Raw genomic sequence first — 13,130 nt, 5'->3', positions numbered from 1 at the left:
CCTGCATGAAAAGCAGCCTCAGCAGCCATAATGACAGCGCCACCCATTTGCTCATGTCCACCAACCACTAAGACATGACCATAGCTACCTTTATGACCAAAAGCCAAACGTTTAGGAAGCTTAATACTTGTCGGTGTCAAATAAGCTAATAGTTTCAGCTCTTGATCTATTGGAATTAAATTAACTAAATGAACTTGTCCCACATATTCTTTACCTTGACCTGTAAATAATCCAGCTTTAAGCCCTAAAACAGTAAAGGTATGATCAGCTCGTATTGCAAAAGGTAAAGCACAGCCTGTATTTGCATGTAAGCCACTCGGTATATCAATCGAAATTTTTAAGCCAGATTGTTTATTAAATTGTTGAATAGCCTGTTGCCAATTAGTATTTAATTCTCGATTTAAGCCTATGCCAAATAGAGCATCAATATGACAATCGAATGTTCTTTTAATATCAAAATCTGAATGAATTTGAACTTTCTTTTCTATAGCAAATTGCGCTGCACAATGTAAATCGTTTGATTCACCCAATTGAGCCGCAAATATTTCAACGTGAAATCCAGCTTGCTTTAGATAACTTGCTATAAAGTAGCCATCACCTGCGTTATTACCTTGTCCGCACCAGACAGCAATATTATTAATGGTACGATCTTTAAAAAGCTCGATGAACTGCTGAGCGATTGACCAAGCTGCTTGTTGCATTAAACCTAATGAGGAGTTTTGTGCAGCAAACCAACGCTGCTCCCATGCTCGAATATCATCGCTATGGTAAACTACCGCCTGCATATTATTATCCTCTTGCATTTTGGTTTATGACATCTTCCAACACATCACGCATTGCAGTGCAACAACTTGATCCTCATGAATTAAAAGTATGGATCAAAGCTCAAGCCTTAGACTTGGGTTTTGCTGATTGTGTCATTGCAAAACCAGATGCTCAAGAGCAAATGCCACGTTTTTTAGAATATCTAGAACGTGGTTATCATGCAGACATGACCTATTTAGAAGAAAATCTAGAAAAACGAGCCGACCCTACATTATTAGTTCCGGGCACAAAAAGTATTATTTGCGTTCGTATGAATTATCTTGTGGAATCTCCAAAACCTCGATATGTACCTTTCGAACCAAATTCTGCGATTATCGCCCGTTATGCACGTGGCCGCGATTACCATAAAGTCATGCGTGGCAGATTGAAAACTTTAGCAACACGAATTCGTGAAAAAGTTGGCGATTTTGAATCTCGCCCTTTTGCAGATTCGGCTCCTATTTTTGAGAAATCATTAGCTGAAAGTGCCGGTATGGGTTGGACAGGTAAGCATACTTTGCTCATTCATAAAAAGTCGGGTTCTTTTTTTGTATTAGGCGAGCTCTTTACGTCACTCGATTTACCTTTCGACGAACCTGCAACAGCACATTGTGGTTCTTGTAGCGCTTGTATTGATATTTGCCCGACGCAAGCGATTGTCGAGCCTTATATGCTAGATGCAAGACGATGTATTGCTTACTTAACTATCGAATACAAAGGAATTATTGCTGAAGAATTACGTGCGGGTATTGGTAATCGAATTTTTGGTTGTGATGACTGCCAATTAATTTGTCCATGGAATAGTTTTGCCAAAACTGCGTCCCTTAGTGATTTCAACCCTAGAAATGGATTAGACAATATTAGTCTACTGGATATCTGGCAGTGGGATGAAGCCACTTTTTTAGCCAATACAGAAGGTAGCCCTATTCGTAGGACAGGTTATCAATCATTTAAACGTAATATTGCTGTCGGATTAGGAAATGCTCCTTATTCAAAAGAAATTGTAGATCAGCTACACAAAGGCAAAAATTTACATGACGAAATCGTCAATGTGCATATTGATTGGGCAATTGAACAGCAACTTAATCAACTTCAGCTATCAAATTAAAAAAATGATGTTTTTTGCCCTATAGCTTTAATACGAATTCTGTATGATTATGTGTAGTGAATTAATGCCATCATCATGGATATGACAATGACTCTACGTAATGATTGGAATCGTGAAGAAATCCAAGCTTTATATGAACAACCTTTTTTGGATTTAGTTTTCAAGGCTCAGCAAGTACATCGTGAGCACTTCACTGCCAATTCGATTCAGGTCAGTACCCTTTTATCTATTAAAACGGGTAAATGTCCTGAAGATTGCAAATACTGCTCACAATCCGCACATTACGAATCAAAATTAGAAGCAGAAAAACGTATCGCTGTAGAAAAAGTGATTAGCGAAGCAAAAGCTGCAAAAGATTCAGGTTCGTCTCGTTTTTGTATGGGTGCTGCTTGGCGTAACCCACATGAGCGCGATATGCCTTATGTATTAGAAATGGTACGTGAAGTAAAAGCTTTAGGTTTAGAAACATGCATGACTTTAGGCATGCTTAACCAATCTCAAGCAGAACGTCTACAAGTTGCTGGTTTAGATTATTACAATCACAACCTAGATACATCTCGTGAGTACTACTCTCACATCATTAGCACACGTACTTTTGATGATCGTTTAAATACCCTAGATTATGTTCGCCAAGCTGGTATGAAAGTTTGTAGTGGCGGTATTGTAGGTCTAGGTGAAAGTCGTGATGACCGTGTTGGTTTATTGCATGAATTAGCTACCTTGCCAATTCATCCTGAATCAGTGCCAATTAACATGCTTGTTCCAATTGAAGGAACACCTTTAGCGGATGTTGAAAAGCTTGATGTAATTGAGTGGATCCGCACTATTGCTGTTGCACGCATTATTATGCCGCATAGCTATATTCGTTTATCTGCTGGTCGTGAGTCATTAAGTGATTCAGATCAAGCATTAGCATTTATGGCAGGTGCAAACTCACTATTCTCTGGTGATAAATTACTCACCACACCAAATGCTGGTGAAGGTAAAGACCAAGCGTTGTTTAATAAACTTGGCTTAACCGCAGAAAAACCAAAACCTACGGTTGCTGACTTATCAGTAAATGCAATGAGTGCATAACTTAGTGCAGTAAAATAAAAAAGCCCTGATTTTTCAGGGCTTTTTTATTTAAACAGAAGTAACTAAAATTCCGTAAGTGGCATTAAGAAATGTCCCTACTCGAATAATGTCTTTTCCTGCTGCATGCGTTACAGAGAGCTCTTGGCTCAATACATCAAAATTAAAAGAATCGAAAACATCTTGATGGTGTAAGAGCCAAGTCACCGTATCTGCTATATTATCATCCGTAATATAAGTTAAGGCCTTAAAGTCTTTACTCATAAGTAACTCTTAAAAATAAATTTTATGAATTTTATATGAGTTCACTCTACCTTAAAAGAAAATCTAAGCTGCTTTAGGGTTCACTAAAGAGCGACCTGACAATAAGCTTGTCAAAGCTTGTGGTGAAAATTCCAAAGAAAGTACATGATTCTTGAGATTAACAGAGTGCTTACTAATCAATGGAAGTAAACCATCTTCTGTTTCAAAGACGTATTCATCTGCAATATTTAAGATACCCTCAAGATTAGTTGTACTTGAAGCAAGATCATGACTAAAGATGTCATAAATCGTCTGTAGGTTAAACGTTGTCTGCTGCTCCGTTGGGTGCTTAATCAGATAATCCTTTAAAAACAAAACTAGTTTATGAGCAAAGAAAAAGTAATTTGGTTTATAGCTATACTTCATACTATTCATGGAACGGAACTCCAGATTATCTTTTATTGAATTACAACTAAAACAGTAGGAATTGAATCTTAAAAAATTCTTAAAAAATAAATTTATTCACAAGATAAATTAAAAAAATAAATTTATTATTTAAAAACATATAGTTATGTAGATAAAATATACTTTTTCACTCAAAAATATTTTAAAGTGAGATTAATTTAATAAAATACAAATACTTAAATATTACGAGTTTTTTAATTTTATTTTAAAAATGAATCATAAAGTATTTTACCAACTGATAAAAAATATATTTCAAAAAAATTTATTTATAAAAACAATTGATCAAAATATATATAAATATAATGTTCTTCTTGTTTTTTGGTTGAAAAGTGATATATTTCCTTCGCCTTACTTAAGCAGAATAAACTTGCTGAAAAGTAATGGATTTTATTTTAAAAGGCTATTCTGGGGATTTTATGAAAAAGTTTATTTTTATAGCAGCGGTTTCTCTCTTAAATATAACAAATGCACAAGCAGCAGATGGCACAATTACTATTAATGGTCTTGTTACAGATAATACTTGTACTATTGATACTGGAGATAAAAATCTAACAATTAATCTACCTACAGTTTCATCTCAAACTTTAAAAAATGCAGGTGATGTGGCTGGTCGTACCCCATTTCAAATTAATTTAACAAACTGTGCTTCTGCTGGCAAAGTAGCCACTTATTTTGAACCGGGCGCTACCGTTGACTTTAATACTGGTCGTTTATTAAACCAAGCAACCTCGGGTGCGGCAACAAACGTGAATATCCAGTTGCTAGGCAGTAATAATGCTGTAATCCCAGTACTTGCTACAAGCACGAATAGCACGCAGACCAACTCGCAATGGGTAAATGTTTCAGCAGGTGGTGATGCTGACCTTAACTATTATGCTGAATATTATGCTACAGGTGCTTCTACTGCGGGTACGGTAACGTCGCAAGTCAAATACACGATTATTTATCAATAAAATTAAAACTGAAGCTTCTATTTCTAAATAGAAGCTATCTCCTATCTATTATTCATTATTGAGAATATGGCTCATGCTTTTTCGTGGTCGTAAGTTTTTTTGGGGATTAGTTTGCCTACAGGTAGCACTGACTACCACAGGTCATACTGAAATTGTTTTGCATGGAACTCGTGTCATTTATCCTTCAAATGCACGTGAGATCACATTACAACTAAGCAATAACGGCACAGCTCCGTCTCTTGTTCAAGCTTGGATTGATGATGGAAATGCAAAATCAACTCCCGATGAAGCAAATGTGCCTTTCATTATTACTCCCCCGATTTCACGAGTAGAAGCAACTAAGGGCCAAACTTTAAGAATTACAGCTCTACCTAATTCGTCTCAATTAAGTCAGCAACAAGAATCAATTTTCTGGCTTAATGTTTTAGATATACCTCCTAAACCCGAAGGCAAAACTCAACAAGACCAAAGTACCCCAATTTCTAATAATTTTTTACAGCTCGCTGTTCGTTCGCGAATTAAATTCTTTTATCGGCCTATAGATCTAAAAGAAAATATTGAACAGCTAAGTGAAAAAGTTCAATGGAAAATAAATGATCAATATCTAGTAGTAAAGAACCCGACTCCCTTTTTCCTCACTATCACTTCCATTTTTCAAGGAACTGAAGGCCATAAAGCAGACTTGTTACAACAAGGTTTAATGGTTGCCCCTTTTTCTGAAGATAAAATAAAACTAAAGAATAAAAATGTAGCAGATATGAGCTTTGTATATATCAATGATTACGGCGGAAGAGTTGAGCATCCAATAAAATTCTAACCTTACTATATTACTTAAAAAAACCTAAATACCTATCATGAATAGGCTCTAAAACTATGTCTAAATGGTTTATACCTTATATATGTTTAAAAAGCCCTTTTACTTGTTATGTGGCCTCAAGTATTGCGTTATTTATGCCTTTGGCAGCATATGCACAAAATAATGTTGATGCTTCAGGTTTCTCAAAAGCAGAATTTGATAGCAATTTTTTAGTAGGTAATGCACAAAAAATTGATATTGGTCGTTTCAAATATGGCAACCCCATCTTAGCTGGTGAATATAGCTTAGATGTCTATGTTAATGGTCAATGGTTGGGTAAACGACGCATGCGCTTTAATGCCAGCTCTCCTAACGTAAATGCCGAAACCTGTTTTACAGAAGCCATGTTACTAGAATATGGCGTAAAAGCTGATGTGCTTAGCCAACATTCTCATACTTCCTCTCTTTCTTGTGATGCACTAGGTCATTGGATAGATAATGCTTTTTATCTATTTGATAGTTCTCGTTTAAGAATTGATATCTCTATCCCCCAAGTCACATTAGAAAAAAATGCGCAGGGCTATATTGATCCACATCTTTGGGATCGAGGTATTAATGCAGCTTTTTTGACATATAACGCGACTGCTTATCGAATAGTTAACGAACAACATGAAAGCGCATATGCTTTTATGGGGACTAATCTTGGAGCAAATTTAGCGAGTTGGCAATTTCGCCATAATGGACAATGGAAATGGCAAGACCATACTGATTTTCAATCTGATAATTCTTCTTATACTTCAACAAATACCTATATACAAAAAGCATTTCCGAAAATTCATGGTGTTGTGACTTTAGGCGATTATTTTACTAATAGTGATTTTATCGATTCTTTACCGTATCGCGGCGTAAATATTTCAAGTGATGACCGAATGCTTCCAAACAGTATGCTCGGTTATGCTCCCAGAGTGAGAGGTTATGCAAAAACCAATGCGAAAGTCGAGGTTAGGCAACAAGGCAACTTAATTTATCAAACAACAGTACCGCCCGGAAACTTTGAAATTAATGATCTTTACCCAACAGGATTTGGAGGCGAGCTACAAATTTCGGTAATTGAATCTAATGGCGTAATTCAGAAATTTGCTATTCCGTATGCTTCTGTCGTCGAAATGCTACGTCCGGAAATGAGTCGATACTCTTTCACTTTAGGGCAATTTAGAGATTCAAACCTTGGCCTAAATCCTTGGCTAATACAAGGTACATATCAACGGGGAATTAATAATTACCTCACAACTTACAGTGCAGTTCAAGCAACACAACAGTATCTCTCACTCTTACTAGGTACAGCTTTTTCAACATCTATTGGAGCGATTTCTTTTGATGCGACCCAGTCAAAAACTGAGTTTGATCATCAACCTACAATGACTGGGCAAAGTTATCGTTTAAGCTACAGTAAGTTATTTTCCCCAACAAATACTAGTTTAACATTAGCGACTTATCGCTATTCAACAGAAAACTATCTCAAATTGCGTGATGCAATTTTAATTCAAGATTTACAAAAGCAAAATATTGATAGCCTTTCCGTAGGCAAACAAAAAAGTGAATTTCAGATTACTTTAAATCAGGTGCTTCCAAAGCAATGGGGAAATTTTTACTTAGTCGGTTCATGGATAAATTATTGGAATCACCCCAAGACCAATAAACAGTTCCAATTAGGTTATAGCAATCAATTTAAAGATTTAACTTATAGTTTATCTGCAATGAGCAGCGAGATTGAAGAAGACGGCGCTCGCACAGGACAAGATACCCAGTACCTGGCTTCTTTCTCTTTTCCATTAGATTTTAAGAAAAATTCTCTGACTTTTAATAGTGTTATTGGTGATGACAGTCAGATTTTAAGCTTCAGTGGCTTTACAGGAAATCGCTTAAACTACGGCGCATCAATTTCCAATCAGGACCATGATCAAACCAATCTAAATATTAATGGTACCTATAAAACAAACTATACAACACTTGGTGCTTCATTCAGTCATGCAGATTCATACCAACAAGAAATGCTTAGCTTCAGTGGTAATGTTGTTGCACATTCTCAGGGAATTTTGTTTGGGCCAGATCAAGCCCAAACCATGGTGTTGGTCTATGCGCCGGATGCTACGGGAGCACAAGTCGGTAATACACCTGGGCTAAGTATTAATAAAAATGGGTATGCCGTTATTCCCTATGTTACGCCTTACCGTATGAATGACATTAGTCTTGATCCGCAAGGCATGTCTACCCAAGTTGAGCTTTCTGAAAGTAGTTTACGGATTGCGCCCTATGCTGGCTCAATCACTAAAGTCCAATTCTCAACAAAAAAAGGTTATGCACTTTTTATTAGTACAACAACATTAGATGGTTCACATCTACCTTTTGCCGCACAGGTATATAACCAGAATAACGAAGTAATAGGCATTGTCGCACAAGGCAGTCGCATTTATTTACGAACACCCTTAACCCATGATCGTTTATATGTGAAATGGGGAAATACCAGTACTGAAAAATGCGAGATTGAATACGATATAGCGGATCAAATAAAGCATAACAACCAACCAATTATTATGACAAAGGCAGTCTGTAAATGAATAATATTTTAAAAAAAATTGGATTTTTGGCAGTGAGTCTATTTGCTTATAACCATACAAATGCAAATTGCAATTTAAGTAAAGGATTTACTACCGTCGATATTCCAATGACGATAGGTAAAATCGTGGTAAAACCAAACGATCCAATAGGAACAATCTTACAAAAGAATACTTTTACAGTATCACCTAATAATTCGACTGCAACTTGTAATCGTGCGAGTGATCAAATTATTGCAGCTCTCCCCTTAAATTATCCAATTAGCCCAATAGGCAATAATGTTTATGCCACCAATATTCCAGGTATTGGTATTCGACTTTATCGCGAAGCTGCCGATGCTTCAGATTTTTCAGGATATTATCCTTATAGACGTTCATTAACACCTAATCAAACATATACACTTTCCCCAGGATATTTTGTTATGGAAGTGATTAAAACTGCTATGACAACTGGTTCTGGCGCACTAGTTGCAGGCCGTTACAGTACCTATTACGTATCAGGGCAACAGAACCGCCCATTTTTAACCACTACCGTATTAAGTAATGCCCCTATTCTTATTGCGTCTTCATCTTGTGAAATTCAAAATGGTATAGATTCACCAGTTCAACTTCCAACCGTGATGAAATCAGGCTTTAGAGCAATTGGGTCAACCCAAGGGGAACAGAATTTTAATCTATCGATCTTATGTAATGGTGGCGAAAACAACTCTGGTATCGCTACGAGCAATACGATCAGCTTAAGTTTTGATTATAATTCTGATACCTCCAATAATCAGGTGATTAACAACAGTGCTGCGAATTCAATAAAAGCTAACGGTGTTGGTGTTGAACTGTTATGGAATATGAATGGAGCAAATAAGCCGATTCAAAAAGCAACCAAACTCAATATAGGTAGCGTGAGTTCCAACCAAACTGTTGAATATGATATTCCTTTAACTGCCCGTTATTATCAGACCGCCACCAATGTGACCGCAGGTGAGGTTAAAGCTACAGCGACGGTGACGATTCAATATGATTAACTATTCTCTATAAAATTACTAAACAAATAAGCTTAATGCTATCAAGGGAACTCAAAGGCTATTTTTAAACTTTGTAGTTCTATTAAAAAATCACATAAAAAAATGCTCATAAGCAAAAATAGCAAATGAGCATTAGTGATAACCACTTAACCTGAAATACAAATTGTGGGAAATAGATCACAATTTGCATGACTATAATTTCAAAAAATAGCTTAAAGATCAAGTCTTTTTTTTAACAAAGATTCTAATAGCCAACATAACATATTGTTTTAAATAAATTAAAAAAATAAATTTAATTCATAAGCACTATTTTATAGTGTTTCTAAAGAATTATCATTCTATTAATTAATAAAAACTTAATTTTAAGAAAAATTAAAATTCACTCATCAAGTCGAATAAAATTAAATTTATTTTATTTTCAAATAGTTACACAAGGATCATAAAAATTAAAATTTTACTGAATTACATAATTTATAATAAAAAAAACATAAAAAAATTTAGAATTCCCCTTCAATTGCAAATAATATCTTTAGACTTTTTATCAGAACGTAACATGCTCATTTTTTGGAAAATATTATGTATCTTATTACTAAGTCTAGGTGCTACAAGTATAGGTTTTGCGATTAGTAACATCGATCTTTTTCTTTTCTTTATAGGTTTCCTTTTATTAATCTGCTTTATCTTAGCTTTAAAGCAAGCACGTGAAGATGCAGGTTTCTTTCCTGACAATTAAAATATAAACAAGAGAAGAATTTAAATTAGAAATAAATCTTCCCCCTAATAGTTCAAGAACTTTACCAATTTGACTATTCAATGTTTAGAGCAAACCATTCTAGTCTAATGGATTATCTAGCGCCCTTAATTCTTAAGATTTATATTTTGAAAGGTTCGAAGCAGCTCACAAGAAAATCCATTACTACTCTTATTGCTGGACTGTGCCGTAAATCTTCATGTGTAACTAACCAAATTTCAGCACTCATCGGATGATCATCTTGTAATCTAACTAAATTGCTAAGAGCGCCTAAAAAATCCGGTAAGACCGCTAAACCTACTTCTCCACATGCAGCTCTCCACTGTAACTCAGGATGGTTGGTCACCATAATGGGTTCTTTATGATTTAATCTTTCTTTTAATTTTTGCTGTTTTTGACCATGTACTCCCCCTACTTCCACACTAATCCATTCATAATTTTCAGGAGCCGTTGAAGCCAAATAATTTGGACCAGCATATATTCCAAAGGGAATTTCCCCTACTTTACGAGCTACTAAATTTTCATCTTTAGGACGGCCAAATCTTACCGCAATATCAGCCTCACTATGCTGTAAAGAAACATAATGAACATCACCAAGCACGCGCAATTTTAATTGAGGATAATGGCGATAAAACCTACCCAGATGAGGCATGATGAGATGTGCCGCAGTTAAAGGAGGCATACTAATAGAAACACTTCCCATCACTTCTTGCTGACCAGCCTGAGTTAAACGTTCAATAGAAAAAGTTTCTTCCATCATACGAGCAACCACCTGCGCAAGGCGTTCACCATCAGGGGTTAGGATGTAGGTGCGTGGTCTACGATCAACTAATTTAAGTTTTAAATTTTGTTCTAGCTGGGCAATTCTTCTAGATACAGTTGCATGATCTACTCCCAATTTTCGGGCAGCCGCTGACAGTGACTTTTCTTCTGTAAAAACTGAAAAGTAATGTAAATTTTCCCAATCAATCATTGTGCAAATTTTCACATTAGAAGTGTATTAATATGGAATTGTACACCTTTATGTAATTGCTCAGAATAAAACCTTTCTTGATGGGAGCCTGTCCATGAACAGAACGGTGGCTTATGCCTATGCTGGTGTTGTCTTAACAATGTTTTTTTGGGGATCAGCATTTAATGCAATGTCTTATATCATTCAACATATGCCTCCGCTATCTGCTGCATCTGAACGGTTTTCAATTGCAAGCCTAGGCTTACTTCTGATCTTTTCAATAACAGGCCAATTAAGATGGGCAGCCTTAAGCCAAAATTTAGTTATCTATCTTGTGATTGGGGTAATTGGAATTGCAGGTTTCAACATAGGCTGTTTTTACGGCTTAAAAACGACATCAGCCGTGAACGGTGCTTTAATTATGGCAACTACACCGTTAATGACTCTATTAATGACAATCATGCTAGATGGTGAAAAACTTACAACTAGTAAATTTTTAGGAGTTTTATTCGGTTTAAGTGGCGTGTTACTTGTGATTAGTCAGGGCCATATAACAACTTTACTTCATCTCAAAATAGACATTGGAGATCTATTTATATTATTGGGTGCATTTGGATTTTGTTTCGCAAATGTGCTGTCTCGTCGTTATGTAAAAAATGCTACGCCGCTAGAAACAACGACTTTTTCTATGATGTTTGGAGCAATAACACTTGGTTTGTTGAGTATGATATTTGAAAATCCTCTTTCAGCCATTGCATCTGCACCTGTAAATGCACATTTAGCCATGGGATATGTGGTTATCTGCTCTACCATGATTGCTTATTTATTCTGGTTTAATGGCATACAAAAGTTAGGTGCTGGCCGCGCTTCGGTATTTTTTAACTTTGTACCAGTGTTCAGTATGATCATTGCTTTGCTTGCTGGGCAAACCCTTAATATCTGGCAGTTACTAGGAACAGGTTTGGTGATGCTTGGTGTTATGAGTAGCGGAGGTTTTTTAAAAATTAAAAGTACTCCACTTATGGCGAAACATTGTACAAAATAAGAAATATGCTGCTACATTAAAATCTACTATTAATATGTAGCAGCATTTTCAAATATAAAATACAAAATCACCTCTCGATAATTTCTTTAAGTTATTATATTTTCAAAAAATATTTTTACATTTGTGAAGATTTATACAAAAGCTCATCTTTATTATTCCGTTGTAACAAATACTGTATGTTTCTTTAAAACTTAATAAAAGATTGCCATATATAGTTTTAAAACAACCAAAGGAGATATTAAAATGAAGCTGGATTTTACAACTATTGAAAAGCAAGCCAAATTGCTACAAGAAGAACAAGAAAAGATCGAGCAACGAGATCATGAATTTCAACTTGCTTTAGATAAACACCGGGAATCCCTGAAGAGTTTATTTAAAGATCTTTTCTCTGACCGAGAAGTTAAGACAGAAAATGGAGGTCACTTTTGTGTAAATTTTGGTGATTTCAAAATTTCTTTGTTGATTGAAACTGCTAAATTTGAAAATGGTGTTCCTGTAAAATTAAACTCGGTAAATCCTGTTATTATTAAATGCAAGAAAGATAAGCCCATTGCAAAAGCCCAGTTTACTGATGCAACACAATATCTAGATAACCATTTAGAAACTCCAAATTATCAATATTATTTTAAGCAAGAAGATAAAACCCAACTCGTGCAATTTTCTGAACTTCCTACTTATTTCCAAATCGTTTTAGATGCAAACGCATAAAGTTGAGCCCTCTATAGAGGGCTTTTTTATATATTATTTTTCCATTATTTAACTTTTTAAAAAATAAAATTAATCAAATACATTTTCTATTTATCTATGAATTATTTAAGCCACTTTTAGCTTTTACAGCCTCAAAAACTGTTTGATTATTTTTTAAATTACTTGTATATACATGTTTATATTTGTTTGTACAAATATTGAATTAATAAAAATAGAGTGGACTCTTAAAGGACAAGGAGAGTGAAATGGACTCATCGGCTGAGAAACCAAATAGTAGTTTTATTGAAAACCGAAGTATTGACTTTATTCCAGAAAATGAAAGACATGGCGGTGTATTTGCTCAATTCACCCTCTGGTTTGGTGCTAATTTACAAATCACAGCCATTGTGACGGGTGCGCTAGCAGTTGTATTAGGCGGGGATGTTTTTTGGTCTATTATTGGTTTATTCGTGGGACAATGTTTTGGTGCTGCCGTTATGGCACTACATGCTGCCCAAGGTCCTAAACTTGGCTTACCCCAAATGATTTCCAGCCGTGTGCAATTTGGGGTATATGGTGCTTGTATTCCAATCATACTTGTTTGCCTCATGTATATTG

At 35.5% G+C, this 13,130-nt stretch carries 13 protein-coding genes and 1 pseudogene; 10 read left to right on the top strand and 4 right to left on the bottom strand.

Translation table 11 applies throughout. From position 1 onward, the window contains the following. A partial coding sequence (locus UC75_RS19725; protein ID WP_228137017.1) for an NAD(P)H-hydrate epimerase occupies positions 1 to 785 on the bottom strand: 785 nt, incomplete at its 3' end. A gap of 26 nt (positions 786 to 811) precedes the next feature. Here UC75_RS19725 and queG point away from each other — a divergent pair. Together queG and bioB are read left to right on the top strand one after the other, a co-directional pair. After that, positions 812 to 1,912, top strand: coding sequence for a tRNA epoxyqueuosine(34) reductase QueG (gene queG / locus UC75_RS01810; RefSeq protein ID WP_049837328.1), 1,101 nt, complete (start codon positions 812 to 814; stop codon positions 1,910 to 1,912). 87 nt (positions 1,913 to 1,999) lie between these two features. Beyond that, on the top strand, positions 2,000 to 2,989 hold the full coding sequence (gene bioB / locus UC75_RS01805; RefSeq protein WP_004792815.1) for a biotin synthase BioB: 990 nt from the start codon (positions 2,000 to 2,002) through the stop codon (positions 2,987 to 2,989). Positions 2,990 to 3,037: 48 nt separating this feature from the next. Here bioB and UC75_RS01800 read toward each other — a convergent pair whose 3' ends face one another. Both UC75_RS01800 and UC75_RS01795 read right to left on the bottom strand, forming a co-directional pair. Next, complete coding sequence (locus UC75_RS01800) at positions 3,038 to 3,250, bottom strand: hypothetical protein (RefSeq protein WP_049836495.1); 213 nt, start codon at positions 3,248 to 3,250, stop codon at positions 3,038 to 3,040. A gap of 63 nt (positions 3,251 to 3,313) precedes the next feature. Then, a complete protein-coding gene (locus UC75_RS01795; RefSeq protein ID WP_004792817.1) occupies positions 3,314 to 3,664 on the bottom strand; it encodes a hypothetical protein in 351 nt (116 codons plus the stop codon). A 410-nt stretch (positions 3,665 to 4,074) separates the two neighbouring features. Here UC75_RS01795 and UC75_RS01790 point away from each other — a divergent pair, with 410 nt between their 5' ends. The 5 genes from UC75_RS01790 (at position 4,075) to UC75_RS18555 (ending at position 9,810) form a co-directional block, all read left to right on the top strand. After that, the gene (locus UC75_RS01790; protein ID WP_013198119.1) at positions 4,075 to 4,647 is read left to right on the top strand and encodes a fimbrial protein; all 573 of its coding nucleotides are present in this window, start codon (positions 4,075 to 4,077) and stop codon (positions 4,645 to 4,647) included. A gap of 73 nt (positions 4,648 to 4,720) precedes the next feature. After that, complete coding sequence (locus tag UC75_RS01785) at positions 4,721 to 5,464, top strand: molecular chaperone (RefSeq protein WP_049836494.1); 744 nt, start codon at positions 4,721 to 4,723, stop codon at positions 5,462 to 5,464. A gap of 140 nt (positions 5,465 to 5,604) precedes the next feature. Beyond that, positions 5,605 to 8,061 carry a fimbria/pilus outer membrane usher protein gene (locus tag UC75_RS01780; RefSeq protein ID WP_416202204.1) on the top strand — a complete coding sequence of 819 codons (2,457 nt, stop codon included), beginning with the start codon at positions 5,605 to 5,607 and terminating at the stop codon, positions 8,059 to 8,061. Then, positions 8,058 to 9,077 carry a fimbrial protein gene (locus UC75_RS01775; RefSeq protein ID WP_049836492.1) on the top strand — a complete coding sequence of 340 codons (1,020 nt, stop codon included), beginning with the start codon at positions 8,058 to 8,060 and terminating at the stop codon, positions 9,075 to 9,077. The genes UC75_RS01780 and UC75_RS01775 overlap by 4 nt, the downstream gene beginning before the upstream one ends. A gap of 553 nt (positions 9,078 to 9,630) precedes the next feature. Continuing rightward, positions 9,631 to 9,810, top strand: a complete 180-nt coding sequence (locus UC75_RS18555) for a hypothetical protein (RefSeq protein WP_034596619.1) — start codon at positions 9,631 to 9,633, stop codon at positions 9,808 to 9,810. Between the two features lie 139 nt (positions 9,811 to 9,949). Here UC75_RS18555 and UC75_RS01770 read toward each other — a convergent pair whose 3' ends face one another. Then, positions 9,950 to 10,801 (bottom strand): LysR family transcriptional regulator, encoded by an 852-nt coding sequence (locus UC75_RS01770; RefSeq protein WP_049836491.1) that lies wholly within the window; start codon positions 10,799 to 10,801, stop codon positions 9,950 to 9,952. 94 nt (positions 10,802 to 10,895) lie between these two features. On the opposite strand from UC75_RS01770, the gene UC75_RS01765 reads away from it, so the two are divergent. The 3 genes and pseudogenes from UC75_RS01765 to UC75_RS19720 form a co-directional block, all read left to right on the top strand. Continuing rightward, on the top strand, positions 10,896 to 11,825 hold the full coding sequence (locus UC75_RS01765; protein ID WP_049836490.1) for a DMT family transporter: 930 nt from the start codon (positions 10,896 to 10,898) through the stop codon (positions 11,823 to 11,825). Positions 11,826 to 12,068: 243 nt separating this feature from the next. Next, complete coding sequence (locus UC75_RS01760; RefSeq protein WP_005304574.1) at positions 12,069 to 12,533, top strand: hypothetical protein; 465 nt, start codon at positions 12,069 to 12,071, stop codon at positions 12,531 to 12,533. Positions 12,534 to 12,778: 245 nt separating this feature from the next. Continuing rightward, positions 12,779 to 13,130: pseudogene (locus UC75_RS19720) on the top strand (cytosine permease); the annotation flags it as partial.

Source organism: Acinetobacter sp. V2, assembly GCF_001188385.1.
Lineage (GTDB): Bacteria > Pseudomonadota > Gammaproteobacteria > Pseudomonadales > Moraxellaceae > Acinetobacter > Acinetobacter oleivorans.
This window is presented reverse-complemented; position numbering and strand designations above follow the sequence as displayed.

Coding starts and splice junctions, on each gene's coding strand:
- UC75_RS01800 (WP_049836495.1), bottom strand. CDS start 3,250: ATGAGTAAAGACTTTAAGGCCTTAACTTATATTACGGATGATAATATA.
- UC75_RS01775 (WP_049836492.1), top strand. CDS start 8,058: ATGAATAATATTTTAAAAAAAATTGGATTTTTGGCAGTGAGTCTATTT.
- bioB (WP_004792815.1), top strand. CDS start 2,000: ATGACTCTACGTAATGATTGGAATCGTGAAGAAATCCAAGCTTTATAT.
- UC75_RS01795 (WP_004792817.1), bottom strand. CDS start 3,664: ATGAATAGTATGAAGTATAGCTATAAACCAAATTACTTTTTCTTTGCT.
- UC75_RS01765 (WP_049836490.1), top strand. CDS start 10,896: ATGAACAGAACGGTGGCTTATGCCTATGCTGGTGTTGTCTTAACAATG.
- UC75_RS01790 (WP_013198119.1), top strand. CDS start 4,075: ATGGATTTTATTTTAAAAGGCTATTCTGGGGATTTTATGAAAAAGTTT.
- UC75_RS01785 (WP_049836494.1), top strand. CDS start 4,721: ATGCTTTTTCGTGGTCGTAAGTTTTTTTGGGGATTAGTTTGCCTACAG.
- UC75_RS01760 (WP_005304574.1), top strand. CDS start 12,069: ATGAAGCTGGATTTTACAACTATTGAAAAGCAAGCCAAATTGCTACAA.
- UC75_RS18555 (WP_034596619.1), top strand. CDS start 9,631: ATGCTCATTTTTTGGAAAATATTATGTATCTTATTACTAAGTCTAGGT.
- queG (WP_049837328.1), top strand. CDS start 812: ATGACATCTTCCAACACATCACGCATTGCAGTGCAACAACTTGATCCT.
- UC75_RS01770 (WP_049836491.1), bottom strand. CDS start 10,801: ATGATTGATTGGGAAAATTTACATTACTTTTCAGTTTTTACAGAAGAA.